This is a genomic window from Nocardia sp. NPDC059240, assembly GCF_042753865.1.
GTDB lineage: Bacteria > Actinomycetota > Actinomycetes > Mycobacteriales > Mycobacteriaceae > Nocardia.
In genome coordinates, this window is record NZ_JBHZAC010000017.1 from 145,674 (window position 1) to 172,106 (window position 26,433).

Consider the following 26,433-nt stretch of genomic DNA (forward strand, 5'->3'; position numbering starts at 1 on the left):
TTCTCTCTAGCGAGGAGTTTCGATGGCCACGTGCGCCGCGCCGTCGCCGGGGAATACCGTGGCCAGCAGGTCCACGATCGATCCGGCGTCGACCCGCAGCGGTTTGATGGCGGTGGTGGCGGGCTTCAGGACGGTGGCGAAATGGCTCAGATCGGGCCCGACCAGCTGCAGGTAGTCGTTGATCTTGTTGACCAGCGGCCCGATCGGATCGTCGAAGATCTGCTGACCGACGTACGAGTAGTTCTGGAACGCCCCGATGATGTGCAGCAGCTCCGGCAGCGCGGCATCGATATCGCCCGCCGAGGCGCTGAGAGTGGGTGCGCGCCCGTCGAACTTGTCGCCTAGATTCTGCACATTGGAGTACAGGCGGGCGATGGCATCGTGCTTGTCGTGCAACAGCTTCGCGGTATCGATCAGGGTGGTGGTCAGTTTCGCGACGTCGGCGTCGCGGCCTTCGAATCCGGTCGCCACCGTGGACGCCAGATTCTGCAGCTTGGCCGGATCCAGTTGGGCGGTCAGCGCATCCAGCTTGGCCAGCGCGTCACCGACGGTGGTGGCGATCTTGACCTGCCGGTTGGGGACGATGCTGCCGTCGCGCAGGAACGGGCCCGCGGTGCCGCTGGGGCGGAAGTCGACGAACTGCTCGCCGGCCGCCGAGAGGTTGCCGATCTGCACGACACTGTCGACCGGGATCTTGTACTTGCTGTCGTATTCCAGCGTCACCGACAGCCCGCGCGCGGTCGCGCCGATATCGCGCACCTTGCCGATCGGCAGACCGCGCAGGGTCACCTCGGAGGTCTTCATCAGACCGCCCGAACTGTCGAGCAGGATGGTCACGGTGTTGTTCTGGCGGCGCGGATCCAGGTTCAGCACCCCGACCGCCATATAGCTGCCGCAGACCAGTGTCAGGATCAGCAGCAGTACCAGCGAAACCGGCCCGGAGAGTGAGAGTTTCATCTAGGGCACCATTCCGATCGAGCGCAGTGTGGTGATCAACTGGTCGGCCTGCACGTCGGCGGAGATCTTCTGCACCTTCACATCCGGTGACTGCAGGAACGGAATGATCTTGTCCCGCAGCAGGGTGTGCAGGGCGTCGAGATCCGAGCCGAGCGTGAGGTCGGCGTATCCGGCGGTCACCGCGGTCGGCGCGAGGATCGCCACGATGGACCGGAAGTCACCGACGTGCGGCAGCAGCAGGTTTCCGGCGTTCCCGGCCAGCGCGCCGCCGCTGATGATCAGATTGACCACCGCCAGCAGCACATCCGACAGACCCGCCGCGCGATCCGGGCCGACGGTGAGGATCCGGTCCAGCGACCCGCGTCCGGACTCCAGCTTGGCGGTGATCGCCTGCGCCGAGGTGAGGATGCGGTTCAAATCGTCGGTGTGCGCGGCCATATCGTGCAGGGCCGCGCGGCCGGCGTTGTTGATCCGATCCAGCTCGGCCGGATCCGACGGGAACGCGGCGTTCACGTCGACGACCATCTTCTGGATATCGGTCCAGCGGCCGCCCGTGATGATGTTCGACAGCGCCCGCAGAATGTCCTCCACATTCGTGGCGGGAATGGTCTGCGACGCGGGGATCACATCACCATTGCCCAGGAACGCGGCATCGGAGTTCTTCGGGGCCTCGAGCGCGATGTGGATATCGCCGAGAATGGTGTCCTGCCGCAGTTCCGCCGTCGTGGTCTTGGGCAGTTTGGCGTCGGTGTGCAGTTTGACCGTCGCCACCGCGGTGGTGCCGATCAGGTCGATGTGGTCGAGCATGCCGATCTCGACACCGTCGGCGATCACCTTGGCCCGGTCGGGGAGGTTGAGCACCGAGCCGAATTCGATACGCACCGTGTAGGTGTCGCCGCTGGGATAGGTGCCAGGGATCGGGATGTCGGTCGCCTTCACACCGCATCCGGTCAGCACCAGCGTGGCCGCGGTGATGATCGGCAGCAGCCGGATTACCGTGCGTCTCATTTCGCACCCACCTGCGGTAGCTGGGCGGCCAGCGGCGGCAACGCCGCGAGCAGCGAGTCGATATCGCCCTGGTGCTGCTGGATCAGCGTGTGCGCCTGCGGCAGCACCGAATCCAGCAGTCCGTAGATCTGGCTGTCGTACTTGCCGACATTCCGGGCGATCACGGGCAGGAACTCCACCGCGATATCCACCGCACCGGCGAACTCGGCCGAGAAGTCCCCGATCAACTTCAAGCCGTTGCGCAGATTGTCGAGCACCTGCGCCATATCCGGCCAGTTGGTCACGAACATGGTGGTGAGCTGATCCAGATTGTCGACCAGCCGCCGGAATACGGCGTCCTTCTGGGTGGGATCGCCGATGGCGGCGGAGAGCCGCTGCAGCAATTGATTCCACTGCTGGCCGGTGCCGTCGATGGCATTGTTGGCCGCCGTCAGCGTGTCGTCGAGGAGCGTGTCCGGCTTGCCGCCGGGGCCGGTGCCACCGGTCAGATCCCCGGCCAGCTTGCCCATGGCGTCGAGGGCCTCGCTGATGCCGATCGGCGTCTTGGTGTGGTCGAGCGGAATGCATTTCGACGTGTCGTAGCGCGCCCCGCCGGTGTACGGCTTGGTGAGCTCCACATGCCGGTCGGTCACAATGGAACTCGACATGGTGACGGCCTGGATATCGGCCGGAAGTTTCACCGAATCCTTCACGTGCATGGTGACCCGCATGCGGTCACCGAGCGCCTCGATCTTCGACACCGTGCCGATCTCGACACCGAGCATGGTGACACTGTTGCCCTCGTAAAGCCCGACCGTGTCGGTGAATTCGGCGCACACGCTCTGCTTCGGATCGCGTGCGGTGTTCGCCCACGAGACCCCCACCGCACCGGCGGCCACCACCGCGACGGCGACCCCGGCGGCGAGTGCTGTTCTACCCCATCTCATTCAGCACGCCTTGCCTTCGTAGGGAATGCACAACTGGACCCCGGCGGCCGGTGCGTCGACCTTCACCTGGTTGCCCAGCAGGCCGTTCAGCTTGGTGATGACGTCGCGCAGGCCGTTGATCACCGTGTCGATCCGGTTGGGATCGTCGACGAGCTTGGAGAACAACTGCTCGGCCTGGGTCACCGACGGTTCGATGCTGTCGCCGTAGGCCATGATCGGCCGGTCCAGCACCACCAACAGGCGCTTGACCAGGTTGAACAGGCCCACAATGTCATTGCGGCGGTTGCCCAGCCGATCGGCGACCCCGCCGAGCTGTTTGACGAAATCCGCCAGCACCGTCTTGTCGCCGGCAATGGCCGCGATGTACTCGTCGGAGACGTCGAGCGCAGTATTGAGCTGATCGGTGCGCTGCGCGAGCATTCCGGTCAGGTCGTTGGCATTGCCGATCACGCTGCGCAGCGCGTCCGGCTGGCCCTGCAGGGCGGTGTTCAGCTGCCCGATGGTGTCGCGCATGGTGGAGGCATCCACCTTGCCGAAGATCGGGGTGCCCTTGTCGAGAATGTCGCTCAGTTCGAACGGGGTGGCGGTGCGGTCGGGGGGAATGTGGCCGGTGCCCAGGTTCTTGTCACCGGCCGGGGCCAGCGCCAGATAGTGGCCGCCGATCGGGGTCAGCATCTTGACCTCGACGGCCGACCGATCCCCCACGTGCACATCCTGATTCACCGTGAAGGCAACCTCCACGTGATCGCCGACCAGGTCCACGCTGCGGATCTTGCCGACATTGATGCCCGCGACCCGCACCTCGTCGCCCGAGCGGGCCCCGCCCGAGATCTTGAAATCGGCGACGTAGGTGCGCTGCCCGAACGGGATGACATAGAGCGCACCGGCGACGGCCAGCGCGATGACGCACACCACGACTCCGGCCATGCCCCAGCGCAATTGGGTGTTCTGGTCGCCGCGCCCGGCGACGATGTCGCGAATCAGCTCGCCGACATAGGTGATCAAACCTCGCATCAGTTGCACACCACCAAGTTCTGGGTGGACAGGACCGCTCCGACCACCGCGGGCAACGTCGCCTCACCGTTGGAGCAGGCGATCCGCGGCTTATAGCCCTGACCGGGGGTCGACTGGTTGAGGCCGGTCACCAATTGCGGTGTGAGGGCCAGAATCTGGGTGAGCTGATCGGTCTGCGGCACGATCCGCCGCAACAGCCCGTCGATCGGACCGTAGCCCTGGTCGTAGGCGTCGCGGGTCTGCTCGAGCAGCGGGATCAGCGGGCCCAGTACCGAATTGGCGGTGTCGACCGCGTTGAGCATGGTATCGGTCTTGGAGGTGAACTGGTGCAGGATGCCCGCCAGCTGTTGCACCAGATCACCGACCGCCTGCGACTTGCCGCCGATGGCGTCGGCGACCACGCCCAGATTGCGGATCAGCAGCACGATCACCGCTTCGCTGTTCTTGGCGTGCCGGGTGAGGGTGTCGACATCCGCGAGCACCGGGCCGATACCGGAGCCGTCGCCCTGGATCACCCGCAGCAGGTTGTTGCCGAGCTGATTGAGCTGCGCGGGATCCAAGGTGTCGAACATCGGCTTGAAACCGTTGAAGAGTTTGGACACGTCGAAGCTGGGGATGGTCCGTTCCACCGGAATGGTCGCGCCCGCAGCCAGTTTCGCCCCGCCCTGGCCGTCGGTGAGCAGTTCCACGTACCGCTGCCCGATGAGGTTCTGATAGCGCACCGCGGCCTTGGTGTTGTCGTAGACCGGGCGGGTCTTGTCGACGGTGAAGTGCACGCGCGCCTTGGTGCCGCCGTCCAGGTTCACCGCCTCGACCTTGCCGACCGCGACTCCGGACATGCGCACCGAGTCGCCGGCGAAAAGCCCGGAGACATCGGTGAACACGGCGTCGTAGGTGACCTTGTCACCCGGGATCGGGTTGCGCAGCGCGGTCACGATGAACGTCGTGCAGGCGGCCACGATCAGGAGGAAGACGGTGAGTTTGACGGCGGACTTGGTGATGTCGCTCATTTGGTCCCTCCCGCCAGCGAATCCGCCAGGTACGGCATGGTTTTGGCGATCAGCTCGAGTTGCAGCTGCACGTGACCGTCCACCACCGGCATCGCGTCGTTCATGGCGGCCAGCAGATTCGGGATCCGGTTGTAGGCCGGGGCCACCGAACCGATCGAAACGCTCAACGGCACCGCCAGATCCAGCACGCCGTCGAGGATCTTCTCCAGGTCAGGATTGTTCTGCTGCAACAGATTCGAGATGCCGATCAGCACCGCCTGATCCACCCCGGTGGTGGCCTTGTTGGTACGCGCCCGGTTGTCGGCGTCACCGAAGTAGGCGCTCTGCTCGAGCACCGCCAGGATGGCGTGCCCGGCCGAAGGAGTCAGATCCCGGAACGCGCCGGTCATGTCCCCACCGATGCGCAGGTAGTGCGCGAGGGTGTTCTGCTGGCCGTCGGCCAGGGTCTCGGCGGTCTCGAAGAACGACTGCAGCACCGGGCCCAGACTGGCGGTGTTGTCGAGCAGCAGATCGAAGAGCCGGTGCACCGACGCCGAATCCAGCACCTGGGTCAGGCGCGCGGCCCGGCGGAAGACACCGGCCACGGTCGCGGTCGTGGCGTTCTCGCCGATCTGCAGGATGGCGTGTTCCTTCAGCTTGCGGCCGCCCGCGCCGGGTACCAATTCGATGGCGCTGGAACCGAAGACGTTCGAGGAGGTGAAGCGCGCGGTCACGTCGTCGGTGAGCGCGTCGGCTTGGCGACGCTCGATCTCGAGCGAAATGCGTTGATGCCCGTAGCCGATGGTCTGGACGTTCTTCACCGTGCCGATGGCGTAGCCGCGGAACTTCACCTCCGCGCCGGGCGCGAGCCCCTCACCCAGCGTCGCCGCGTCCACGGTGACTTCGAAGCGGCCAGCGAAACTGCCACGCGCATAGGAACTCACCGCGATCGCCACCACGACCAGCACGACGGCGAGCACCACGCCCCGCACCCGCAGCATCCACGGTCCGGCGCTACGCCCGGAATGATCCTTGAAAATGGCCATGATTCACCCCGAGATCCGGATGCCGACATCCAGGCCCCAGATCACGATCGTCAGGATCATGTCCAGGATGACCACCAGCACCAGGCTGGCGCGGATGGCGCGACCGGAGGCCCGGCCCACGCCCTCCGGGCCGCCCGAGGCGTAGAAGCCCTGGTAGCCGTGGATGAGAATGATGGCGACCACGAAGATCGTCGCCTTGATCAGTGAGGCGACCACGTCGCCGGGTTGCAGGAAGGCGTCGAAATAGTGGTAATAGGTGCCCGAGGACTGCCCGTGCAGCACGTTCACCACGGTCGCGCACGACAGGTACGACAGGATCAGCGTGAGCAGGTGCAGCGGCACGATGGTGATGACGCCGGCGATGACGCGGGTGGTCACCACGAACGGCATCGGCCGGATGCCGATGGCCTCGAGCGCGTCGATCTCCTCGGCGATGCGCATCGCCCCGATCTCGGCGGTCATGCGGCAACCCGCCTGTGCCGCAAAGCCGATCGCCGCGACCATGGGTGCCATCTCACGGGTGTTGGCGTAGGCGGAGACGAACCCGGTGAGCGGGCCCATGCCGACCATGTTGAGCGCGGTGAAACCCTCCACGCCGATGGAACCGCCGACCGCGATGCCCAGGAACGCCAGCACCGCAACGGTGCCGCCGCCCACGATGATCGCCCCGGAACCCCAGGTGATGTCGGAGAGGATGAGCATGGTCTGACGCCGGTAGTACTTGAGCGTGTGCGGAATCGCGGCGAGCACGTCGATCACGAAAGTCGCCTGGTGGCCCAGGGATTCGAAGACGGTCATGGGCGCTCGAGCGGTCTGACCGATGACCCGGCCCGCGTGGCCGAGCGGTGTGTATCTGGCCGGTACCTGAGTCATCAGCCCACCTGCGTCGGTAGGAACATCGAAACCAGCTGCGTGATCACGAGATTCACGCCGAAGGCCGCGATCACGCCGATCACCACCGCCGCGTTCACGGCATTGGCGACGCCGCGCGGGCCGGAGGTGGCCTCGAGTCCGCGCTGACACGACACGATGAGCACGATGATCCCGAAGATGACCGCCTTCACGATGGCCACCCACAGGTCGCTCATCTTCGCGAAGGCCGAGAAGGCCGACAGGTAGGAACCCGGGGTGACGCCCTGGAATCCGACGGCGATCACATAGCCGGTGAACACGCCCATGAAGATGATCAGCATGCACAGCAGCGGGGTCAGCACGATCATGGCCGCCAGCCGCGGCGCGACCAGGCGACGCACCGGGTCGATGCCCATGACGCGCAAGGCATCCACTTCGTCGCGGATGGTGCGCGCACCCAGATCCGAGGCGATGGCCGAACCGGCCGCGCCGCCCAGCAGCAGCGCGGTCACCATGGGCGCGCCCTGACGGATCACGCCCAGACCGCCGGCCGCACCGGAGACCGAGCTCGCGCCGACCTGCTGGGTCAGGCTCCCCACCTGCACCGCCACGATGACGCCGAACGGAACCGATACCAGCACAGCGGGAATCGCGGTCACGCTGACGATGAACCAGCCCTGCTGTAGCGTGTCACGCCACGGATGGCGCAGTTTGACGATGTCGACGATCAGGAATCGGAACGCCGCGATCGCCAGCTGAATTGTCCGTCCGAATGTCCGCAGTCCCGAAAGTACGAATTCGACGGCCTGCCGTAGTAACGGATCCGGCCCTCGAACAGCCTTGTCGACCAATGTTCACCACCCCACAGCCCCACTGTTTTGGTCGCCGCCGACCGGCCCCTCTGTTGGCCGGTTCCGACTGACCGAGACAGTAATACACATTTCGGACTGACGTGTCAGTCTTCACGGAAATATCTCGGGGGTTGACAGGGCTTGCCGTGCCGGTGAAAAATGCGCGCGCCGCGCAATTAGCACGCTCTACCAGCAGTTTTCAGCTATGGGTCGGCAAATGCGAAATGCCGCCAGACCAGTCGGTAGGTCCAGCGGCATTTCAGATTTAGCGGGTCGTTAGCTCAACTGCGGGCGCATGACCTCACGACTGTCCGGACAGTTCGGCCACCGATCCCAGCGGCAGCGCTTCATCCGCACACGCGACCCGATCCACCTGCGCGGCGCGGCCGATCAGATCCCGGGCGGCACGGAACTCCGCCGGGCGCGCGATGGTCACGACCCCGGTCGCCACACCCTCGCGCAGGGCGAGCACGGTCGCGTCACCCGACTCGACGCTGCCCCGCACCACCAGCTCATCCGAAGCCCGAATAGTGCCCGCGAACTGGATGTTTCGGCCATACTGCAGCGACCATCCCCACGCCACCTCACCCGGGAGCGGCGGCAACCCGAGCATGGAACGCGCCACTCCGGCCCCCTGCGCCTGAGCGCTGTTCCAATGCTCCTCCCGCCGATGCACACCGGCCGCCGCATCGAATCGGCTGGCCGCGTCGCCGGCCGCGTAAACCCCCGCTGCCGACGTCCGATAGCACTCATCCACCCGAATTCCATCGGCCACGACCAGTCCCGCGGCCTCGGCAAGCCGAGTGTCCGGGACAGATCCGATCGCGACCAGCACAGTGGCCGCCGCCCACCTGTTGTCAGCCGCCCCGACCGCCACCATCCGGTCGCCGTGGCACTCCAATCCGCGCAACCTGACATCGGTATGGATCGCGACCCCATTGTCGGCGTGCAACTTCCGCACGAAATCGCCGATCATCCTCGGCGCGACCCGCTCGAGCGGCCCACCCGCCGCATCCAACACCGTGACCTCCGCCCCCAGTCCCCGCGCGGTTGCCGCAACCTCGCACCCGATGAGCCCGGCCCCGACGATGAGCAAGGACCCACCCCGCCCGATCGCCGCCCGCAGGGCCTCCGCATCCGCCCGGCCACGCAACACATGAACCCGTGCGGCAGCACTCGCATCCCCGAAACCGCCCCGGATTGTGGCACTTCCGGACAAGGTCGACGGGAGTCTGCGGGGGCGAGCGCCGGTGGCCAGGAGCAGGTTGTCGTAGCCGATGGCGGAGCCGTCTTCGAGCCAGACCAGGCCGGGGCCCGGGTCGATGGATTCGACCAGGGTGCCGAGGCGCAGTTCGATGTCGTGGGTGCGCCAGAACTCGCTGGGCTGCAGCAGGGTTCGGCGATCCTCGGCGGTGCCGGCCAGGATTTCCTTGGAGACCATGGGCCGCCGGTAGGGCGGTTCGGGTTCCGCGCCGAGGAGGATGATCTCGCCGGTGTAGCCCTCGGTGCGCAGGGTGCGGGCGGCGGTCGCGCCCGCGACGCCCGCGCCGACGATGACGATGCGGCCGGTCACGCGCGGCTGACCTCGACCATGTCGAAATCGGCCTTGGCGGCACCGCAATCCGGGCAGGACCAGTCTTCGGGGATGTCGGCCCAGCGGGTGCCGGGCGCGATGCCGTCCTCGGGCCAGCCCAGGGCCTCGTCGTATTCGAAGCCGCACTGCACGCACTGGAAGAGTTTGTAATCGGTGGTCATGGCAAGGTCCTGTCTAGGTGGGTTCGAAGTCGAGTTTTTCGCGGACGCCGCAGTCGGGGCAGCACCAGTCGTCGGGGACGGCCGACCAGGCGGTGCCTACCGGGAAGCCTTCGCGGGGAGCGCCTTTCGACTCGTCATAGACGTAGTCGCAGACCGGGCAGCGGTAGGCGGCCATCACGCCACCCCGTACTTCGCCAGCACGCGCGCCCGCTTGCGGGGCTGGATGTTGACGCGGGTGATGTCGCCCGAATAGTGCTCCAGCACGCGGTGATCCATCACGCGACGCCACAGTGGCGGGAAGTATGCCAGCGAGATCATGCTCGCGTAGCCGCTCGGCAGGTTCGGCGCGCCGTCCATGCTGCGCAGGATCTGGTAGCGGCGAGTGGGATTCGCGTGATGATCGCTGTGCCGCTGCAGGTGGTAGAGGAAGATATTGGTGACGATGTGGTCGGAGTTCCAGCTGTGCTCCGGCGTGCAGCGCTCATAGCGGCCATTGGCCGTCTTCTGCCGCATCAGACCGTAGTGCTCGAGGTAGTTGACGGTCTCGAGCAGCGCGAAACCATAGACGGCCTGGATTACCAGCCAGGGCAGGATCGACGGGCCGAACGCCGCGACCAGCGCGCCCCACAGCACCACCGACATCAGCCACGCGTTGAGGACGTCATTGCGAATCGTCCACGGCCGCTTGCCGAGTCGCTCGAGTCGCTTGGCCTCCAGCTCCCACGACGACCGCAGACTCCCCCACACGCTGCGCGGCAGGAACGCCCAGAAGGTCTCCGCGAAGCGGGCGCTGGCCGGATCCTCGGGGGTGGCGACCCGCACGTGGTGGCCGCGATTGTGCTCGATGTAGAAGTGCCCGTAGAACGTCTGGGCCAGTGTGATTTTCGAGAGCCAGCGCTCCAGTTCGTCCTTCTTGTGGCCGAGTTCGTGCGCGGTATTGATGCCGACGCCGCCCATCACGCCCATGCTCAGCGCCAGCCCGAGCTTGGAGACCACGCCCAGGCCGCCGTCGATGCCCAGCCACGACAGGTCGCTCGCGGTCCACAGGTAGCAGGCGGCGGTGAGGCTGACCAGCTGGAAGGGGATGTAGGCGTAGGTGCAGTAGCGGTAGTACTTGTCGTTCTCGAGGTACTCCATCACCTCGTCGGGCGGGTTCTGCCCGTCGGGTCCGAAGAAGCGGTCCAGTAGCGGCAGCAGGCCGTAGACCAGCAGCGGGCCGATCCACCACCAGACCGGGGAGACCGCCGAGAGGCCGAGCTCGTTGAAGGCCCAGACCAGGGCGGTGGCCAGGAACAGGGCGGTCGGCGGCACCAGGCCGAACAACCACAGATACCGCTTGCGGTCACGCCAGAGCGGAGGCGTTTCCTCTCCGCTGCGAATCACCCGGGAACGAGACGTCGTCATTGCCGTACTCCTAGCATTTACACTTTCCGAAGAACTGTATTCATTAGATACAGAGTCGCGTAATCTGTCAACGACAGGACGAAAGGCGAGCTCATGTACGATCGGGGCGTGGTTGAAGCGCCGAACTTCCAGAACGAGATGCGGCAACTGTTGCGCGAGCGGATCGTGGACGCCGGACGCCGCATCGTCGTCACCGAGGGCTGGGGCGCGGTCAACATGTCGCGGCTGGCCAAAGAGGTCGGCGTTAGCCGGCCGGTGCTCTACAAGGAGTTCTCCAACAAGCACGAACTGGCCGAAGTGGTGGTCCGCCAAGAGGTCGACGGGTTCCTGATCGGCATCGCCGAGAGCCTGGCCGCGCATCCGGCGGACGCGGTAGGGGGCTTTACGGCAGCGGTCGAATACACGCTGCGGACCGGTGCCGACAACACTTTGCTCAAGGCGGTGCTGGCCGGGCGGTCGGCCACCGACACCGCCCTGCTACCGGTGCTGATGACCGAGACCGAACCCGTGCTCGGGCGCGCGATCAGCGCCCTGACCGCCGCCATTCGCGCGCAGTACGGGCTCGACGAGATGGACGATGCCGGACTCGGTTCGATGACCGAAGTGCTGGTCCGGCTCGCCCTGAGCCATCTGTTCCAGCCGACCGGGCCCGTGGATCGGGCGGTCGCGCAGATCCGGCTGGTGATCTCGGCGACGTTCGGCGCGGCCCTCGGGTCGATCTCGACTTCAGCCGCGCCGCAACGGGATTAACTCACCTCGGAGTCACTGCAACCGGGCGGCGAGCCGGGTGGCGTTCATGTAGGCGATGGATTCGATGCTGACCATCGGGTTCACGCCCGAGGCGGTCGGGAAGCAGGAGCCGTCGGCCACCACGATATTCGGCACTTCCCAGGTCACGCCGTCGGGATTGGTCGCCGAATCCGCCGGCGAGCCGCCCATGCGCGCGGAGCCCATGATGTGCAGCGCACCCATGGAACACCTGCCCGGGGCGTACCCGGCCTCGGCGGCCCGCTGCGCGAACTCGTCGTGCGAGCCGCTCACGCCGGGCTCGTAGCCGACCCCAGCCTGATGGCCGGAGAAGATCCGCTGCGCGCCCGCCGCCTCCAGAATGCTTGCGGCATTGACGATTCCGGTGTGCATGTGGGCGGCGTCGCGGGCGGAGAGGCGATAGTGCACCACGGCCTCCCCCACCTTGTCGGTCTCGACCGAGCCGTGGTCGCGGTCGCGGGTGATGACGCCGACGGCCACGGTGTTGGCCAATTTCAGCATCTGGTCGCGATGCGCGGCCCCGCCGGTCCACGCTTGGAAGCCCACCGACATGCCCGGGGTCATGGGCCCGGTCTCGTAGATGACCCCGTAGCCGTGGCCGTCCAGATCACGGTCCTGCTTGGAATAGCGGGTCTGCATGCCGCCCTCCCAAGGGCGGATGTCCTCGTCGAAGACGCCGAAAACGGCTGTGGCCGGGTGCAATCGGAGGAAGTCGCCGATATTGCGGTTACCCAGACCCGAGCGGCGCAGCAGAGCGGGGGTCTGCACCGCACCGGCCGCGACGACCACCGCGCGGGCGCGCACCCACACCGAATGCCCGTCCGCCGTCACGGCTTCCACTCCGGTGGCGCTGCCGTTGCTGACCACGATGCGGCGCACATCGGTGCCCACCAGCAGCCGTGCGCCCGCCTCGGCGGCATCCGCCAGCCAGGTCTTGACCACCGACTGTTTCGCGCCGACACGACAGCCGAAACCGCAACGGCCGCAGTCGATCCCGGCGTCGCAGGCGGCTCCCACATTGCGGGGCAGCGGCTCGACATGCCAATCCAGTTTGCGCAGACCACGTTCGAGGATCTCGTCGCGATGCGACGCCGGGGAGTGCTCCTGATTCACCCCCAGCCGGGCGACCACCGCGTCGAGCGCGTCGGTGTACTCCTGCTGGTCGAACTGCTCAGCACCGAGTCCGGCCCATTCCGCGCGGACATCGTCGGGGGTGCGGAAGGAGGTGGTCCAGTTGACCACGGTGCCGCCGCCGAGGGCGGTGCCCGCCACCAGCCCGAGCTGCCCCTCCGCCGTGGTGGCCGGTCCCGGGGCGTACAGGCGCAGGAAGCCGTCCTTCTCCCCGGTACCGAAATCGGGGTCGTCGTAATAGTCCCCGCGTTCCAGCACAACGACTTCCAGCCCGGCCTTCGCGAGCACCGCGGCGGCCGTGCCGCCACCCGCGCCCGAGCCGATGACGACCACATCGCACACCACGGTGGTATCGGCGTCGGGCCGCTCCGGGGTCAGCCCGCGCTTCGCGTCCTCGACCGGGCCGAAGGCGGGCGGGATGCCCATCCGATCCCAGACCGGGTTCTGCCCGGTCGGTCCCGGCGTCAGATAGTAGGAGGTGACCGCCGCGCCCTTGAGCGCCTGGAACAGTGCGCGTTTCTTCTCGAGCCGGGAGTTGGCCATCCCCAGCAGCCACCGCTCGCGCGCCTCCGGGGTCAGTCGCGAGAACTTCTTGAAGCCCGCCCCGTTGAGCGCACCGAAGATCCGGGTGTCCCACACCCGCATGAGCAGTTCGAACTGCCGTCGTTCCGCCGCGCGCGGATTGCGCCCGAGCAATTCGGTCACGGTGTCGACGACCCCCAGCTCGGAGGCCGTCGCCAGCTCACCGCCGTCCCCCGGTGTGAAGCTGTCACAAATCATCCCGAGTGCGGCACGCCCCGCCGCGTTTGAAGCCATGCCGCCATCATGCGCCACACCCCCGCCCCTGTCCCCGCAATTGCGGCACGCCGCCCTCACTTGCCTGCGGGGTGCGCGGTGCCCAGGGGTCGCACAAAGGGTCGAAAGTCCTTCGCAGGTTGGCACAATTCGGCACTTCTCTCGGGGCGTCGTCCGTGCGACAGTGTCTCGGCGACAAGTGCGGTGACCGGCGGTGTGAGGTGTGGGCATGATGATCACGGTGTGGGTGGTGCTGCCCTACGCGGCCGTGGTGTCGTGTGTGGCGGGGCATATCTGGCGGTACCGCCGCGACGGATTCCTGGGATACCTGTACGGGCCGAACATCGATCGGGTGCAGCACATCGGGATCACGGCCGTGCGGGCCGGACTCCCCCTCGTTTTCATCGTGCGGATCGCGGAAATGCTGGCCTCCGGACCACATTCGCGACCGGATCACGACATTCAGGTGCTGCTGGCCGTCGTCCAGGTGGTCACGGTGCCGATCACCATCGTCGGGGTCGCGCTGATCCTGATTCCGCCGCTCATCTCCGCGGACATCCGCAGCCGGGTCACGCCGCTGGATCGGCTCACCCTGCCATTGACCGCCGCCGCGCTGTTGTCGGCGGTGCTGGTGACCTTCGACGGCGGCTCCACCGACACCCGATTCCGTACCGCCGAAACGCTTTTCGCGTGGGTCCGCTCCCTGCTGGCCCTGCATCCGGACCCGCAGGTCATGAGCCACGCCCCGGCCGTCTACCAGGTACGCGGGCTGATCATCATGCTGCTGATCGCCGTCTGGCCCTACACCCGGCTGGCCGGCATCATCACCGTCCCGACCCTCCGTCTGCTGCGCCAACTCGTCCCGGCCCCCTACCGGTCCGCGCCGACAGGGTAGCGGAGGCCGGACTCCGTTAGAGTCGGTCATCGAGCGGTTCGTCCAGTACATCCCCATCGGATGGGAGCCACCGTCATGCACGATGATCGCCGTTTGATCGAGGATCGGCTCGGGCGGGTGCTCGGGGGCCGCATCGTTCCCGCCATCTACCCGGAATCGGTGCCGCTGCGGGCGTCGATGTGGGTCGCGCCGGACGAACCCGTCCCTGTCGCAACGGGTTTGGCCGCGCCGCGCACGGCGGTGGAGCCGGGGGCACGGTGGGGTGCGCCGTGGGGAACCAGCTGGCTCACCGTCGAGGGGACGGTGCCGGAGTCCTGGGCGGGGAAGATCGTCGAGGCGATCATCGATCTCGGATTCGACGGCGGCATGACCGGATTCCAGTGCGAGGGCCTGGTGTATCGGGCCGACGGGTCGCCGGTGAAGGGGTTGCATCCGCAGAACCGGTGGGTGCGGGTGGCGGCGCCGGCGGTGGGCGGTGAGCAGGTGCTGCTGCATGTCGAGGCGGCATCCAATCCGCAGATCCCGTTCTTCGGGCCGACCGCGCTCGGCGACAAGTCGACGGCGGGTTCCGAGCCCCAATACCGTTTGGGCCGTATGGATCTCGTGGTGTTCGACGAGCAGGTGTGGCAGCTCGTGCAGGACCTCGAGGTACTGGGCGAGCTGATGCACGAGATGCCCGAGGATCCCGCGCGCCGCTACGACATCGTGCGGGCGATCGAACGCGCGCTCGACACCGTCGACCTGCGGGACGTGAACGGCACCGCTGCGGTCGCCCGCGCATGCCTGGCGGACGTGCTGGCGCGACCGGCCATCGGATCGGCCCATCGCATCTCCGCCGTCGGTCACGCACATATCGACACCGCGTGGCTGTGGCCGCTGCGCGAGACGGTCCGCAAGGTGGCGCGCACCGCCGCCAATATGACCGCGCTGCTCGACGACGAGCCCGACTTCATCTACACGATGTCGCAGGCGGCCCAATTCGACTTCCTCAAACAGCATCGGCCCGAGGTGTATTCGCGGGTCAAGGAGGCGGTCGCGGCGGGCCGGTTCGTGCCCGCGGGCGGCATGTGGGTGGAGGCCGACACCAATATGCCGGGCTCGGAGGCGATGGCACGGCAGTTCGTGCACGGCAAACGGTTCTTCCTCGAGGAATTCGGCATCGACAACGAGGAAGCGTGGCTGCCCGACACCTTCGGGTTCGCGGCCGGGCTGCCGCAGATCATCAAGGCGGCGGGATCGAAATGGCTGCTGACACAGAAGATCTCCTGGAGTCAGACCAATCAGTTCCCGCACCACACGTTTCTGTGGGAGGGCATCGACGGCACCCGGATCTTCACCCACTTCCCGCCGGTCGACACCTACAACTGCTCCATGCAGGGGCGCGAGATCGCCCATGCGGCACGCAATTTCAAGGAGAAGGGCCGGGCGTCGCGATCGCTCGCGCCGACCGGGTGGGGCGACGGCGGTGGCGGCACGACCCGCGAGATGATCGCCAAGGCCGCCCGCATGCGCGACCTGGAGGGTTCCCCGAAGGTGGTGTGGGAGCGGCCCGCCGACTTCTTCCGTGCCGCCGAAGCCGAATACCCCGAACCCGCGGTGTGGGTGGGTGAACTGTATCTGGAGCTGCATCGCGCGACGCTGACCAGCCAGGCCAAGACCAAGCACGGCAATCGGCGCAGCGAGCATCTGCTGCGCGAGGCCGAACTGTGGGCGGCCACCGCGACGGTGCGCACCGGTCTCGACTACCCGTACGCGGATCTGGACCGGCTCTGGAAAACCGTGCTGCTGCACCAGTTTCACGACATCCTGCCCGGATCCTCCATCGCCTGGGTGCATCGGGAGGCCGCACAGACCTACGCGACGGTGGCCGCGGAACTGTCCTCCCTGATCGAGCGCGCGCAGTGGATGCTCGGCGGCCGGGAGTCGGGGCCGCACGTGTTCAACCCGGCCCCGCACGCCTGGCGCGGGATCCCCGCCGGCGGCGCGGGGCGCGAGGCCACGAAGCAGCGTTGCTCGGTGACCGAACACGCGGGCGGCGGCTTCGTACTCGCCAACGATCTGCTGCGGGCCGAGGTGGACGGGCGGGGCCTGGTGGTCTCCCTGGTCGACCTGACACACGACCGGGAGGCGCTGCCGCCGGGCGCGACCGCCAATCTGCTGCAGTTGCACCCGGATCTCCCGAACTCCTGGGACGCCTGGGACGTCGACCGGTTCTACCGCAACCGGGTCACGGATCTGACGGAGCTGGATTTCCTTGCCGCGGAACCGGATTCACTGTCCGCCGCCGTGCGCCTGACCCGCTCCTTCGGCTCCTCCACCGTCGAGCAGACCCTCACCCTGCGGCCCGGCTCCCCCGCACTCGAGATCGAGACCACCGTCGACTGGCACGAGACCGAGAAGTTCCTGAAACTCGCCTTCCCCCTGGACATTCACGCCGACCGCTACGCCGCCGAAACCCAGTTCGGCCACCTGTACCGGCCCACCCACACCAACACCAGCTGGGAATGGGCGAAGTTCGAGGCCTGCAATCACCGTTTCGTGCATATCGCCGAACCCGGCTGGGGTGTGGCCCTCACCAACGACTCGACCTACGGCCACGACCTCACCCGCACCGTCCGTCCCGACGGCGGCACCACCACGACCGTGCGCGCCTCACTACTGCGCGCCCCACAGTTCCCCGACCCCGACACCGACCACGGCACACACCTTTTCCGCCACGCGCTGATCCCCGGCGCGAGCATCACCGACGCCGTCCGCGAGGGCTACCGCACCAACCTCCAGCCCTTCACCCCCGGTGTCGCCGCGCCTGTCGAACCGCTGTTCACCCTCGACAACGACGACATCGTCACCAGCGCGGTCAAACTCGCCGACGACGGCTCCGGCGACGTGATCATCCGCCTCTACGAGGCCGCCGGCGCACGCACCACAGGCCTACTCACCCCCGGCTTCGACACCACCGGCCACTACACCTGCGACCTACTGGAACGCCCAGCTCCCACCGACGCCGTCACCGCGGACGGCGACCGAATCCGCCTGCAACTACGCCCCTTCCAACTGGTGACCCTGCGCTTCACCCGCCCCGGCCAGTAGTTCTTCGTAGCGGGTTTCCTTCTCCACCAGCATGGCTCGGGCCTGCTGCAGGTGAGCGATGTTCGAGTCCAGCACCGCCAGGTATTCGCGGATGGTGGTGAGCCGCTCGGGCACGGTGTCCGGACCCTGCCGCGCCAGGTCGGCGAATCGTTTGATATCGGCGATCGGCATGCCGGTATCGCGCAGGCACCTCAGCAGGCGCAGCCACAGCACCGCCTCGCCGGTGTAGCGGCGGTGGCCGTGGGCGTCGCGCTGGACGGTGTCGCCCAGCAGCCCCTCGGACTCGTAGTAGCGCAGGGTGTGGGGCGTGATGCCGAGTCGTTCGGCGACCTGACTCACGGTGAGCGCCTCAGTCATTGATCGCCCGCAGATTCCGGTAGGTCTCCTCGGCGAAGACATAGGCGTCCGGGTCGGCGAGCGGGTTCGCGCGGCGCTGTTCGTCGAGGGCATCGACCGCGCGCATATCGGCGGCGCTGAGTTCGAAATCGAAAAGGTCGGCGTTCGAGCGCATGTGGTCGGGGCTGGTCGAGCGCGGGATCACCCGCAGGCCGTGCTGCAGGTGCCAGCGCAGGATGATCTGCGCCGGTGTCCGGCCGTGTGCCTGCGCCAGGCCGGTGAGGACCGGGTGGCCCAGCAGCTCACCGCCCTGCATGAGCGGGCTCCAGGATTCGATCTGAATGCCCTGCGCCGCACAGTAATCCCGCATTCCGGTCTGGGCCAGCCGCGGGTGCAGCTCGATCTGATTCACCTGCGGACGCACCCGCGCGCTCGCCAGCAGCTTCCCCAGGCGGGCCTGCGAGAAGTTCGAGACGCCGATGGCCCGCACCAGTCCGGCGTCGTACAGATCCTCGAAGGCCCGCCACGTCTCGGCGATCGACTCGTCGAAGGGCCAGTGGATCAGGTACAGATCCAGAAACTCCAGGCCGAGCCGGTCCAGGCTGGCCCGGCAGCTGTCCACGGCGTCCGAATAGCCTTCGCGACTCACCAGTTTCGTGGTCACGAACAGTTCCGAGCGGTCGAGCCCCGCATCGCGCACCGCCCGCCCGACGCCGCGCTCGTTGCCGTACGCGGCGGCGGTGTCCACGCTGCGGTACCCGGCCGCGAACGCCTCCACCACCGCTCGCTCGGCGACCTCGTCCGTCAGCTGCCAGGTGCCGAAACCCACGGCGGGAAAGGCAATTCCGTTGTTCAACGCCAGCATGTTGTCCGTCATCTCGAATCCTCTCATCGTGACCGCAGCCGACGTTAGAGGTTCGAGTGGACTCGAAGGCAAGCTATTGCTCGCGCAGCCGTTCGTGTAGGCGGTCGCGGACCTGTTCCGGGGTGTAGGCGCGGCGTTTACGTTCCGACCGCACGATGACCACTCCGGTCGCGGCGACACCCGCGGCCCCTGCCAAGCCGAGCACCTTCCACCAACGCATGCGCCTAGGCTAGTCCTCGTGCCCCATGAAGCGCTGTCGAGTATCGGTTTGGACCAAGCGGTAGAGCTCACCCGGACCGGCGATCTGTGGTTGTTCCGAGGACATTCCGGTGCCGACCGCGCGATCCGCGGGCTCACCAACAGCCCGGTCAACCATGTCGGCATGGCCCTGGTGATCGATGATCTCCCGGCCTTGATCTGGCATGCCGAGCTCGGCAAGGCGCTACCTGACGTGTGGTCGGGCAACCATCATCGCGGCGCGCAACTGCACGACCTGCGGGCCGCGGCGATGCGCTGGGCCAATACGTACGGGCAGCAGGCTTGGCTGCGCCAGCTGAACCGGCCGGTGTCCCCCGAGATGGAGAATGCCGCCCTGCGTGCGGTGGCCCGTCTCGACGGCATGCCGTTCCCCTCCACCAGTGCCCTGGCCGGACGCTGGTTCCGCGGCCGCGTCCCGCTCCCGAACCGCCCGAAATCCGCTGCCGCCGAAGCCGATCTGGAAAGCGCCTACTGCGCCGAGATCGTCGCCATGACCTACCAATCGATGGGCCTGCTCCCCCAGAAGCGCCCGAACCGCTACGACCCGGGCAGCTTCTGGAGCGGCGACAACCTCCGCCTCCCCGACGGCTATCACCTCGGCGGCGAGATCGAGGTCAAGATCCCCGCCGCCTGATCGGTCAGCATCCTTGATGGTTCACATCGATGGTGACCACCGTGGCGGGCTGCTCCGGCATACTCGTTTGGAGGCCGACGGCCACGGTCTCGTCCTCCACATCGAGCCACCAGCCGGTCAACCGGCAGGTCTCCCACTGTTTCAAGTCGCCGTCACCGCCACGTGGCGGCAGCGGCAGGTCACGCACGTCCTGCAGATAGCGCACGACCCGGTCGGCGACCTGCGCGTCGGAGGCCCCGTCGGTGCTGCCGATGGCGAACTCACGTTCACAGTAGGGTCCCCAGTTGGTCCGCGAACAGGTGGCCGACGTGCTCAGCACCGTCAAACCCGCAGGCAAGGAACCCAATTCATCCGCCGGTGGAATCGGCGGAAACTTGCCGCCGTTTCCGCCGGGCCCATCCAGGGTGCCGGAGCTGACCAGCGTGAGCCACAAGGTTCCGAGCACCAGCGCGGCACAGTAGAGCGTCGCCGGGACCGCACCCACGCTGATTCGAGCAAGCGGCGTGTCGGTACTTCGCACCTCGCGGATGAGCCCGGCCACCAGCACCGCCCCAGCGACGAAACTCAACAGCACTTCGACGCTCTCGAAACATGACCGCAGCGCCCATGATTGGAACGAGACCACCAACTGGACCACGAGGATCGCCGTCAACGCCAGTCCGATATACAGGCGTGCACGCGACGGCCGAGCCGCCAGCAGCCAGCACACCAGCGGAATCAAGAAGATCAACCGGACCACGGCGGCAGTATAGGCAGACCGCTCAGCCGGTCACCTCATACTTTTCCAGCATCACGGAATCGAGCTCGATGCCGAGGCCGGGGCGGTCCGGGATGTGAACGTGGTTGGCGGCGTAGTGGAGTCGGGATTCGGGGGTGAGGAGAAGCTCGAAGTTGTAGATGCCTTTTTCGAGAGCGAAGTATTCGACCACCAGGGCGTTGGGGATGGCGCCGCAGAGGTGGGCGTGCAGGTTGTGGTGCCAGTGGGGGGCCATGTGCAGGCCGAAGGTGGCGGCGGTGTTGGCGATGCGGAGCCATTCGGTTACTCCGCCTGTGACACCGGCGTCGCATTGCAGGACGGGGATGCCCGCTTCGATGAGAGGCCGGAATTCCCAGCGGGTTTGGTGGATTTCGCCGGTGGCGACGGGGGTGCGGATGGTGCGGGAGAGTTCGGCGTGGCCGGCGAACGCTTCGGGCGAGAGGGGCTCCTCGAACCACCACAGGGGGCCGCCGGCGGCGCGTTCGAAAGCCTCGATGGCAGTGCGGGCCTCGGCGACCGAGCGGTAGGCGTTGTTGGCGTCCAAGGAGACTCGGCCGCCCTCGCCCGCAGCCTCGACGGCGGCGGCGACGCGGCGGGCGTCGTCGGCGACAGACAGCCCACCAACCTTGATCTTGTGGTCGGTGAAGCCCTGGGAGGCGTTGAAGGCGATCTCGCGCGTCACGGCCTCGGTCCAGGAGCCCTCGTCCGGCTGGTAGTAGCCGCCGGAGGCGTAGGACGGCAGCGGCGCGGTCGACCCGCCGAGCAGGCTCACCAGTGGCAGGCCTGCGCGCTTGGCGCGCAGATCCCACAGCGCGATGTCGAGGGCCGACAAGGCGCGAATCACGGTGCCGCGCCGCCCTTCCAGCAGTGTCTCCTGATAGGCGCGCTCCCACAGTCCCGCCACATCGTTCTCGTCCGCGCCCAGGTAGACCGGCGCCAGCAGCTCGTCGGCGGCCAGTTTGGCCAGCAGGCCCGCACCGGTCCCGGCATAGGTGTAGCCGACACCGGTGTACCCGTCGGCCTCCACCTCCACCAGCAGGTAGTGGCGAACGTTCAACTCGCGGTTGGACATCCGGGTCGGCTTGTCGACGGGCACGGCGACGGCGCGGGTGCGGATACTGGTGATGGTCACGGGTGGCTCCTCGAGGTCGCGGCGCAGCGCACCGTCTGGACATTGGCGAATTCGGTGACGCCGTAATGGGATAGCTCGCGGCCGTAGCCGCTGGCCTTGACGCCACCGACGGGCAGGCGCGGATCGGATTCGGAGATGCGGTTCACGAATACCGAACCGGTATGCAGGCGGCGGGCGATGCGGTCGATGGTGTCGCGGTCGGTGCCCCACAGCGAGCAGCTCAATCCGTAGACCGAGTCCTCGGCCGCGGCGACGGCCGCCTCCTCCGAACTCACCGCCAGTACCGCACCCAGCGGGCCGAACGTCTCCTCCCGGAAGGCGGCCGCGTCGGTGTCACGCACCTGCACCAGAGTGGGCGGGAACCACGCCCCCGCCCGGTGATCGGCCTTGCCGCCGAACAGGATCCGGGCCCCGGAGGACACCGTCGTCTCCAGTTGACGGCGTAACTCGTTGCGCAGATCCACGCGCGCCATCGGCCCGATATCGGTATCGGATTCGGTGGGCGCGCCGTAGACCAGCTTGCCCAGCTCGTTCACCATGGCCTCGACGAAATCGCCGAAGACGCCGCGCTGCACGATGATCCGCTTGGCCGCGATGCAACTCTGCCCCGCATTGAGGAACCGTGAACGCACCGCGGCCGCCGCGGCGGCCGACACATCGGCGTCGTCGAGCACGATGAACGGATCCGACCCGCCCAGCTCGAGCACCGACTTCTTCACCGCCCGACCGGCGGTCGAGGCCACCAGCGCGCCCACTCGATTGCTGCCGGTGAACGCCACCCCGGCGATCACCGGATGCTCGATCAGCGGCGCGACCCGGTGCGGGGGCAGCACCACATGGGTGAGCACCCCGTAGCCGAAGGTCTCGTCGAACAGCGACTGCAGCACCTTCGCGCACCCGGTGACATTGTCGGCATGCTTGAGCACCACCGCGTTGCCGACCGCGATGGCGGGCAGCATCGCCCGAATCACCTGCCAGAACGGGTAATTCCACGGCATGATCGCCAGCAGCACGCCCAGCGGCCGCAGCCGCACCTCCGCCGTATCGGGCGCGACATCCACCCGCTGCGGGGCCAGCAGTTCGGCCATGCTGTCGGCGTAGAAGTCACACGCCAGCGCGCACTTGTCGATCTCCGCCCAGGACTGGGTGATCGGCTTGCCCATCTCGACGGTCATCAGCAACCCGAGATCCTCCCGGCGCTCCCGCAACAGCTGCGCGAGAATCCGGAACTCCGCGATCCGATCGTCGACCGGTCGATCGGCATTGATCCGGACCGCGGAATGCGCGCGCCGCAGGCGCAGTTCCAGCTCGCGGTCGGAGGTGAAGCGGTAGGTATCCAGGGTGCGTCCGGTGGTCGGATCGACGGTCCCGATCACAGCAGCACCTCCGCCGCCGCGGTGACCTGGGCGGCCAGCCAGTCCTGGAAGCGGCGGCCGATGATCACCGGATCCTCCAGCAGCTTGGGTACATTCGTCGCGTTCCCGACCTCGAGGTGGACGTGCAGTAGAACCGGGCCCGCCAGCTCCGTCACCGCACGCATCGCGGTATGCAGCTCGTCGGGGTCGGCCGCGCGCCGCACCGTCCAGCCGCTCGCCTCGGCCAGCAGACCCAGATCGATGTCCTCGGCATAGGTGGGCAGATTGGCCGTGGCCCCGTAGACGGCGTTGTCCAGCAGCACCATCACCAGCTTGTCCGGCCGCAGAAACCCACCCGTGGCAAGCACATTCGGGTTCATCAGCAGCGAGCCGTCGCCTTCGATGACGATCACCTTCGGCACCGGGGTGTCGTCGAGGGCCATCGCGATGCCGGTCGCCACCGAGCCCGCCAGCCCCATGGAATCCAGCAGATACAAATGATTGGGCCGGTCCGCCACGGCCGCCAGCTCCCGGCTGGAGGCTGCGCAGGTGACCACCACCGGCAGTTCGGCGGTGTGCTCGGCCAGGATCCGCAGGGCGTCGATGCGCTTCACGCTCAGGCCGCCTTTCCGTCGGTGTTCCAGAAATGGGCCAGCACGATCGCGGGCCGGAAGGTCATGCGCGCGTGTACGCCCGCCTCGGTGACCACCGCCTCCCAGTCCGAAGCCGCACTGCGCCGGTCGATTTCGAAGACCGGCAACCCGATCTCGCGCAGCAACGCGGGCGCGTACTGGCTGAAGGTGTGGATCATCGAGTTGTATTCGCCGAGCCCGCCGCGGGTGTTGGCCACGATCAGCAGCGGCAGATGGTAGGCGATGTTGAAGGTGGTCAGGGCGGTCAGCGCATTGCCGAAACCGTTGTCCTGCATGACGATCGCGCCGAACTTACCCGCCAGCGGGAGCGCGCCGAGCACGCCCGCCGCCTCCTCCTCGCGGGAGAGCGGGAAGACGGTGCGCGAGCGGCCGGCGTTGCCGCCGCTGGTATCCACGAGCGCGGAGATGACGGGGGCGACGCTGACCGAGGGAACGTATCCGACCAGATCGACCTGCGCCGCCCAGATCCCCCGCGCGATCGATGCCGCATATGAATTGGGGTCCACAGCATGTCCTTTCACAGGGACCAACTGCCGAGTGGCAGTTCAATAACCACTCACAACATACTAATTAAGGTGAGTAGCATGCAACTGATTGATAGAAGTTAGCTGAATCCGATCCGACTCAGCTTCCGGGAGGTGCAGCCGGCGAGTGGAGCGACAGCTCAGTAGGTGATCTGCTCGCCCTCGGGCACCGAGACCGACACCCAGCGCCGCCATTCCGCCACCAGGCCGCGCTCGTTCTCGCTGCTGTGCGCCACCAGCAGATCACCCGAGCGCACCAGATGCTTACGCATGGCCCGCTCAGCGGCCATCCCGTCACGTTTACGCAGCGCGTCGATGATGTCCCAGTGATCACGCAACGCGGTCTCGACCGGCTGATAGCGCGGCACACTGTGCCGCCCGTCCAGGGTCAGCGTCTGCCGCAACTCGCGAACGGTCTTGGCCAGCCGCAGATTTCCGCTCGCCGCCAGGATCAGCTCGTGCAGCCGCTCATCGGCGGCGAAGTACTCCGCGCCACCGTCGGCCGTGCGTTCCATGATCCGGTACTCGGTCAGCATGGCCTCGTCGTCGCGGCCGGTCATGACCGCGGCCGCACTGCGACACGCGGGCGGCTCCAACAGCACTCGCATGCTGCACAGCTCCACGATGCCGCGCCCGTCCTGCCCGACCACCCGCGCGCCGCGATTGCGCTCGATGCGCACCAGGCCCAGATCGGCCAGCTTGAGCAGCGCCTCGCGCACGGGAGTCCTTGACGCGCCGAACATCTCGCCCAGCTCGCGCGAGGAGTAGAGCACACCGCGCTGCAGCCGTCCCTGCCGGATGGCGTCGCGGATCTCCTCGGCGATCACCTCGGCTTTGCTGTCAGCCGGCACATCCTGCGACACGAGACCTCTTCGGGGAGCGAGCAACGACGGATCGCCCGCGGCAGGCTGCCACGGGCGATTGCCCAGCTTAGTGCGTGCTCGATCGATCGCTTACGCGCCCACGCCGGGCGCGGGTTCCGGCAGCGGGGCACGCCGGGTCCGGGCGCGATTGGCCAGCACGGCCAGCACCACCAGCGCACCGACATTCGCGAAGATCATCACGCCCATGGACAGGCCGGTATCGCCGTGGGTGGCGTCCTGGATCCAGCCGAAGGCGTACGGGCTCACGAAGCCCGCCGCATTGCCCATCGAGTTGATCAGTGCGATACCGCTGGCCGCGCCGACCCCCGCCAGATATGACGTCGGCACCGCCCAGAACAGCGGTTTCGCGGTCTGCGCGGCCATGGTCGCGACGGTGATGGCCGCGAATGCGATGACGGGAACGGACAACTCGACCGCGGTCACCACGAACGCCACCACCGAGATGGCCAGCGCCACCAGCACCGGTGTCGACGAACGCTCATTGCGAATCGCACGGCCGGTCAGATACATACACACGGCCGCGAGCAGGAACGGCACCGCCGAGAGCCAGCCCACTTGAAAACTGCTCAGCCCGTGCCCGGCCTTCTTGATCACCGAAGGCATCCAGTAGGTGAGCGGGTACGCCCCGCACAGCAGCAGGAAGTAGGCGACACACAGCGCGATGACGCGGCGATCCTTGAGCGCGGCCCGGTGCCCGGTCGGCGCGGCCACCGCACGCTCGGCGTCCTCGGCGGCGAGAAGGCCGGTCAGCCAAGCCTTCTCGCTGTCGTTGAGCCAGCGGGCGCGCTCCGGTGAGTCGGTCAAGGTCAGGAAGAACAGCACGCCCAGCACGATGGCGGGCACTCCGCCGACCACGAACACCCAGCGCCAGCCCGCCAGGCCCAGCGCCCCGTCGAAGGAGTCCAGGATCCAGCCGTTGAGCGGACCACCGAGCACGCTGGCGAGGGGGATGGCCACCATCACCGTCGATATCACCTTGGTGCGCTGGGCATTCGGATACCACCGGGTCAGGTAGACGATGATGCCGGGGAAGAAGCCCGCCTCGGCCACGCCGAGCAGGAACCGCAGCACGCACACCGTGGTGAAGTTGGGTGCGAAGGCGGTGGCTGCGGCAATGATGCCCCAGGTCACCAGGATTCGGCTCAGCCACACCCGGGCGCCGACCTTGGTCATGGCGATATTGCTGGGTACCTCGGCCAGGATGTAGCCGACGAAGAAGATGCCCGCCACGAACCCGTACTGGGTGGCGCTCATCCCGAAGGCCTTGTCCATCCCGAACTTCGCGAAGCCGATATTGATCCGGTCGACGTAGCTGACGATGTACCCGATCACCAGCAGCGGGACCAATCGCACGGTCACCTTACGTAGGACGCTCGAGCCGAACGGCGAATCTTCCGGTCGGACTACGACTTTGTCCATCTTTCCTCCACATGGACTTAAATTCGGCAGCCACCCAACAAGTGGCATGCCTTTCAGAATGAGTAGCATGCTACTCATTCTGTGACGCGGCCCACAAGGGTTTGGAGGGATCGGAGGGGTGGCGCGGATCTGGCG

At 67.1% G+C, this 26,433-nt stretch carries 27 protein-coding genes; 4 read left to right on the top strand and 23 right to left on the bottom strand.

All coding sequences use genetic code 11. From position 1 onward, the window contains the following. Positions 1–6: 6 nt before the first annotated feature. The 12 genes from ACFXHA_RS41515 to ACFXHA_RS41570 form a co-directional block, all read right to left on the bottom strand. The gene (locus ACFXHA_RS41515; RefSeq protein ID WP_379366243.1) at positions 7–957 is read right to left on the bottom strand and encodes an MlaD family protein; all 951 of its coding nucleotides are present in this window, start codon (positions 955–957) and stop codon (positions 7–9) included. Next, entirely contained in the window at positions 958–1,965 is a 1,008-nt protein-coding gene (locus ACFXHA_RS41520; RefSeq protein ID WP_379366245.1) for an MlaD family protein, read from the bottom strand. Further along, entirely contained in the window at positions 1,962–2,891 is a 930-nt protein-coding gene (locus ACFXHA_RS41525) for an MCE family protein (protein WP_379366247.1), read from the bottom strand. Before ACFXHA_RS41525 ends, ACFXHA_RS41520 begins: the two co-directional genes overlap by 4 nt. Continuing rightward, positions 2,892–3,905 carry an MlaD family protein gene (locus ACFXHA_RS41530; RefSeq protein WP_379366249.1) on the bottom strand — a complete coding sequence of 338 codons (1,014 nt, stop codon included), beginning with the start codon at positions 3,903–3,905 and terminating at the stop codon, positions 2,892–2,894. Continuing rightward, positions 3,905–4,915, bottom strand: a complete 1,011-nt coding sequence (locus ACFXHA_RS41535) for an MlaD family protein (RefSeq protein WP_379366251.1) — start codon at positions 4,913–4,915, stop codon at positions 3,905–3,907. The genes ACFXHA_RS41530 and ACFXHA_RS41535 overlap by 1 nt, the downstream gene beginning before the upstream one ends. After that, entirely contained in the window at positions 4,912–5,940 is a 1,029-nt protein-coding gene (locus ACFXHA_RS41540; RefSeq protein WP_379366253.1) for an MlaD family protein, read from the bottom strand. The genes ACFXHA_RS41535 and ACFXHA_RS41540 overlap by 4 nt, the downstream gene beginning before the upstream one ends. 3 nt (positions 5,941–5,943) lie before the next feature. Continuing rightward, a complete protein-coding gene (locus ACFXHA_RS41545; RefSeq protein ID WP_379366255.1) occupies positions 5,944–6,813 on the bottom strand; it encodes an MlaE family ABC transporter permease in 870 nt (289 codons plus the stop codon). After that, a complete protein-coding gene (locus ACFXHA_RS41550; RefSeq protein WP_379366257.1) occupies positions 6,813–7,643 on the bottom strand; it encodes an MlaE family ABC transporter permease in 831 nt (276 codons plus the stop codon). The genes ACFXHA_RS41545 and ACFXHA_RS41550 overlap by 1 nt, the downstream gene beginning before the upstream one ends. Positions 7,644–7,944: 301 nt before the next feature. After that, entirely contained in the window at positions 7,945–9,216 is a 1,272-nt protein-coding gene (locus ACFXHA_RS41555; protein WP_379366259.1) for an NAD(P)/FAD-dependent oxidoreductase, read from the bottom strand. Next, complete coding sequence (locus ACFXHA_RS41560) at positions 9,213–9,398, bottom strand: rubredoxin (protein ID WP_379366261.1); 186 nt, start codon at positions 9,396–9,398, stop codon at positions 9,213–9,215. Before ACFXHA_RS41560 ends, ACFXHA_RS41555 begins: the two co-directional genes overlap by 4 nt. 13 nt (positions 9,399–9,411) lie before the next feature. Then, positions 9,412–9,573 carry a rubredoxin gene (locus ACFXHA_RS41565; protein ID WP_379366263.1) on the bottom strand — a complete coding sequence of 54 codons (162 nt, stop codon included), beginning with the start codon at positions 9,571–9,573 and terminating at the stop codon, positions 9,412–9,414. Then, positions 9,573–10,802 carry an alkane 1-monooxygenase gene (locus ACFXHA_RS41570; protein WP_379366265.1) on the bottom strand — a complete coding sequence of 410 codons (1,230 nt, stop codon included), beginning with the start codon at positions 10,800–10,802 and terminating at the stop codon, positions 9,573–9,575. The genes ACFXHA_RS41565 and ACFXHA_RS41570 overlap by 1 nt, the downstream gene beginning before the upstream one ends. 108 nt (positions 10,803–10,910) lie before the next feature. Here ACFXHA_RS41570 and ACFXHA_RS41575 point away from each other — a divergent pair, with 108 nt between their 5' ends. Further along, positions 10,911–11,552 (top strand): TetR family transcriptional regulator, encoded by a 642-nt coding sequence (locus ACFXHA_RS41575; RefSeq protein ID WP_379366267.1) that lies wholly within the window; start codon positions 10,911–10,913, stop codon positions 11,550–11,552. Positions 11,553–11,564: 12 nt separating this feature from the next. Here the strand turns inward: ACFXHA_RS41575 and ACFXHA_RS41580 are convergent, their stop codons facing one another. Next, entirely contained in the window at positions 11,565–13,517 is a 1,953-nt protein-coding gene (locus ACFXHA_RS41580; RefSeq protein ID WP_379366269.1) for a GMC family oxidoreductase, read from the bottom strand. A 208-nt stretch (positions 13,518–13,725) separates the two neighbouring features. On the opposite strand from ACFXHA_RS41580, the gene ACFXHA_RS41585 reads away from it, so the two are divergent. Continuing rightward, the gene (locus tag ACFXHA_RS41585; RefSeq protein ID WP_379366271.1) at positions 13,726–14,391 is read left to right on the top strand and encodes a respiratory nitrate reductase subunit gamma; all 666 of its coding nucleotides are present in this window, start codon (positions 13,726–13,728) and stop codon (positions 14,389–14,391) included. Between the two features lie 75 nt (positions 14,392–14,466). Further along, positions 14,467–17,481 (top strand): alpha-mannosidase, encoded by a 3,015-nt coding sequence (locus ACFXHA_RS41590; protein WP_379366273.1) that lies wholly within the window; start codon positions 14,467–14,469, stop codon positions 17,479–17,481. On the opposite strand, the gene ACFXHA_RS41595 is transcribed toward ACFXHA_RS41590, so the two are convergent. The 3 genes from ACFXHA_RS41595 to ACFXHA_RS41605 form a co-directional block, all read right to left on the bottom strand. Beyond that, positions 17,431–17,838: a MerR family transcriptional regulator gene (locus tag ACFXHA_RS41595; RefSeq protein ID WP_379366275.1), complete on the bottom strand. Its 408-nt coding sequence runs from the start codon at positions 17,836–17,838 to the stop codon at positions 17,431–17,433. The two genes, ACFXHA_RS41590 and ACFXHA_RS41595, sit on opposite strands and share 51 nt — an antisense overlap. Beyond that, positions 17,831–18,694 carry an aldo/keto reductase gene (locus ACFXHA_RS41600; protein WP_379366277.1) on the bottom strand — a complete coding sequence of 288 codons (864 nt, stop codon included), beginning with the start codon at positions 18,692–18,694 and terminating at the stop codon, positions 17,831–17,833. Before ACFXHA_RS41600 ends, ACFXHA_RS41595 begins: the two co-directional genes overlap by 8 nt. 61 nt (positions 18,695–18,755) lie before the next feature. Then, entirely contained in the window at positions 18,756–18,902 is a 147-nt protein-coding gene (locus ACFXHA_RS41605) for a hypothetical protein (RefSeq protein WP_379366279.1), read from the bottom strand. Between the two features lie 18 nt (positions 18,903–18,920). Here ACFXHA_RS41605 and ACFXHA_RS41610 point away from each other — a divergent pair, with 18 nt between their 5' ends. After that, positions 18,921–19,574: a hypothetical protein gene (locus ACFXHA_RS41610; RefSeq protein ID WP_379366281.1), complete on the top strand. Its 654-nt coding sequence runs from the start codon at positions 18,921–18,923 to the stop codon at positions 19,572–19,574. A 4-nt stretch (positions 19,575–19,578) separates the two neighbouring features. Here the strand turns inward: ACFXHA_RS41610 and ACFXHA_RS41615 are convergent, their stop codons facing one another. From ACFXHA_RS41615 to ACFXHA_RS41645, 7 genes are all read right to left on the bottom strand, one after another. Next, positions 19,579–20,313, bottom strand: a complete 735-nt coding sequence (locus ACFXHA_RS41615; protein WP_379366283.1) for a hypothetical protein — start codon at positions 20,311–20,313, stop codon at positions 19,579–19,581. 22 nt (positions 20,314–20,335) lie between these two features. Then, positions 20,336–21,463, bottom strand: a complete 1,128-nt coding sequence (locus tag ACFXHA_RS41620; protein ID WP_379366285.1) for a mandelate racemase/muconate lactonizing enzyme family protein — start codon at positions 21,461–21,463, stop codon at positions 20,336–20,338. Then, on the bottom strand, positions 21,460–22,839 hold the full coding sequence (locus ACFXHA_RS41625; protein WP_379366287.1) for an aldehyde dehydrogenase family protein: 1,380 nt from the start codon (positions 22,837–22,839) through the stop codon (positions 21,460–21,462). Before ACFXHA_RS41625 ends, ACFXHA_RS41620 begins: the two co-directional genes overlap by 4 nt. Further along, entirely contained in the window at positions 22,836–23,432 is a 597-nt protein-coding gene (locus ACFXHA_RS41630; protein ID WP_379366289.1) for a thiamine pyrophosphate-dependent enzyme, read from the bottom strand. Before ACFXHA_RS41630 ends, ACFXHA_RS41625 begins: the two co-directional genes overlap by 4 nt. Before the next feature lie 2 nt (positions 23,433–23,434). Then, positions 23,435–23,977 (bottom strand): thiamine pyrophosphate-binding protein, encoded by a 543-nt coding sequence (locus ACFXHA_RS41635; protein ID WP_379366291.1) that lies wholly within the window; start codon positions 23,975–23,977, stop codon positions 23,435–23,437. Between the two features lie 158 nt (positions 23,978–24,135). Beyond that, a complete protein-coding gene (locus ACFXHA_RS41640) occupies positions 24,136–24,858 on the bottom strand; it encodes a GntR family transcriptional regulator (RefSeq protein ID WP_379366293.1) in 723 nt (240 codons plus the stop codon). A 90-nt stretch (positions 24,859–24,948) separates the two neighbouring features. Further along, the gene (locus tag ACFXHA_RS41645) at positions 24,949–26,298 is read right to left on the bottom strand and encodes an MFS transporter (protein ID WP_379366295.1); all 1,350 of its coding nucleotides are present in this window, start codon (positions 26,296–26,298) and stop codon (positions 24,949–24,951) included. Between the last annotated feature and the right edge of the window lie 135 nt (positions 26,299–26,433).

Excerpts from the sequence above, each read along its gene's own strand:
- ACFXHA_RS41545 (WP_379366255.1), bottom strand. The coding sequence starts at position 6,813 with ATGACTCAGGTACCGGCCAGATACACACCGCTCGGCCACGCGGGCCGG.
- ACFXHA_RS41515 (WP_379366243.1), bottom strand. The coding sequence starts at position 957 with ATGAAACTCTCACTCTCCGGGCCGGTTTCGCTGGTACTGCTGCTGATC.
- ACFXHA_RS41595 (WP_379366275.1), bottom strand. The coding sequence starts at position 17,838 with ATGACTGAGGCGCTCACCGTGAGTCAGGTCGCCGAACGACTCGGCATC.
- ACFXHA_RS41530 (WP_379366249.1), bottom strand. The coding sequence starts at position 3,905 with ATGCGAGGTTTGATCACCTATGTCGGCGAGCTGATTCGCGACATCGTC.
- ACFXHA_RS41535 (WP_379366251.1), bottom strand. The coding sequence starts at position 4,915 with ATGAGCGACATCACCAAGTCCGCCGTCAAACTCACCGTCTTCCTCCTG.
- ACFXHA_RS41520 (WP_379366245.1), bottom strand. The coding sequence starts at position 1,965 with ATGAGACGCACGGTAATCCGGCTGCTGCCGATCATCACCGCGGCCACG.
- ACFXHA_RS41600 (WP_379366277.1), bottom strand. The coding sequence starts at position 18,694 with ATGACGGACAACATGCTGGCGTTGAACAACGGAATTGCCTTTCCCGCC.
- ACFXHA_RS41590 (WP_379366273.1), top strand. The coding sequence starts at position 14,467 with ATGCACGATGATCGCCGTTTGATCGAGGATCGGCTCGGGCGGGTGCTC.
- ACFXHA_RS41605 (WP_379366279.1), bottom strand. The coding sequence starts at position 18,902 with ATGCGTTGGTGGAAGGTGCTCGGCTTGGCAGGGGCCGCGGGTGTCGCC.
- ACFXHA_RS41585 (WP_379366271.1), top strand. The coding sequence starts at position 13,726 with ATGATGATCACGGTGTGGGTGGTGCTGCCCTACGCGGCCGTGGTGTCG.
- ACFXHA_RS41560 (WP_379366261.1), bottom strand. The coding sequence starts at position 9,398 with ATGACCACCGATTACAAACTCTTCCAGTGCGTGCAGTGCGGCTTCGAA.
- ACFXHA_RS41525 (WP_379366247.1), bottom strand. The coding sequence starts at position 2,891 with ATGAGATGGGGTAGAACAGCACTCGCCGCCGGGGTCGCCGTCGCGGTG.
- ACFXHA_RS41570 (WP_379366265.1), bottom strand. The coding sequence starts at position 10,802 with ATGACGACGTCTCGTTCCCGGGTGATTCGCAGCGGAGAGGAAACGCCT.
- ACFXHA_RS41580 (WP_379366269.1), bottom strand. The coding sequence starts at position 13,517 with ATGGCTTCAAACGCGGCGGGGCGTGCCGCACTCGGGATGATTTGTGAC.
- ACFXHA_RS41565 (WP_379366263.1), bottom strand. The coding sequence starts at position 9,573 with ATGGCCGCCTACCGCTGCCCGGTCTGCGACTACGTCTATGACGAGTCG.
- ACFXHA_RS41540 (WP_379366253.1), bottom strand. The coding sequence starts at position 5,940 with ATGGCCATTTTCAAGGATCATTCCGGGCGTAGCGCCGGACCGTGGATG.
- ACFXHA_RS41645 (WP_379366295.1), bottom strand. The coding sequence starts at position 26,298 with ATGGACAAAGTCGTAGTCCGACCGGAAGATTCGCCGTTCGGCTCGAGC.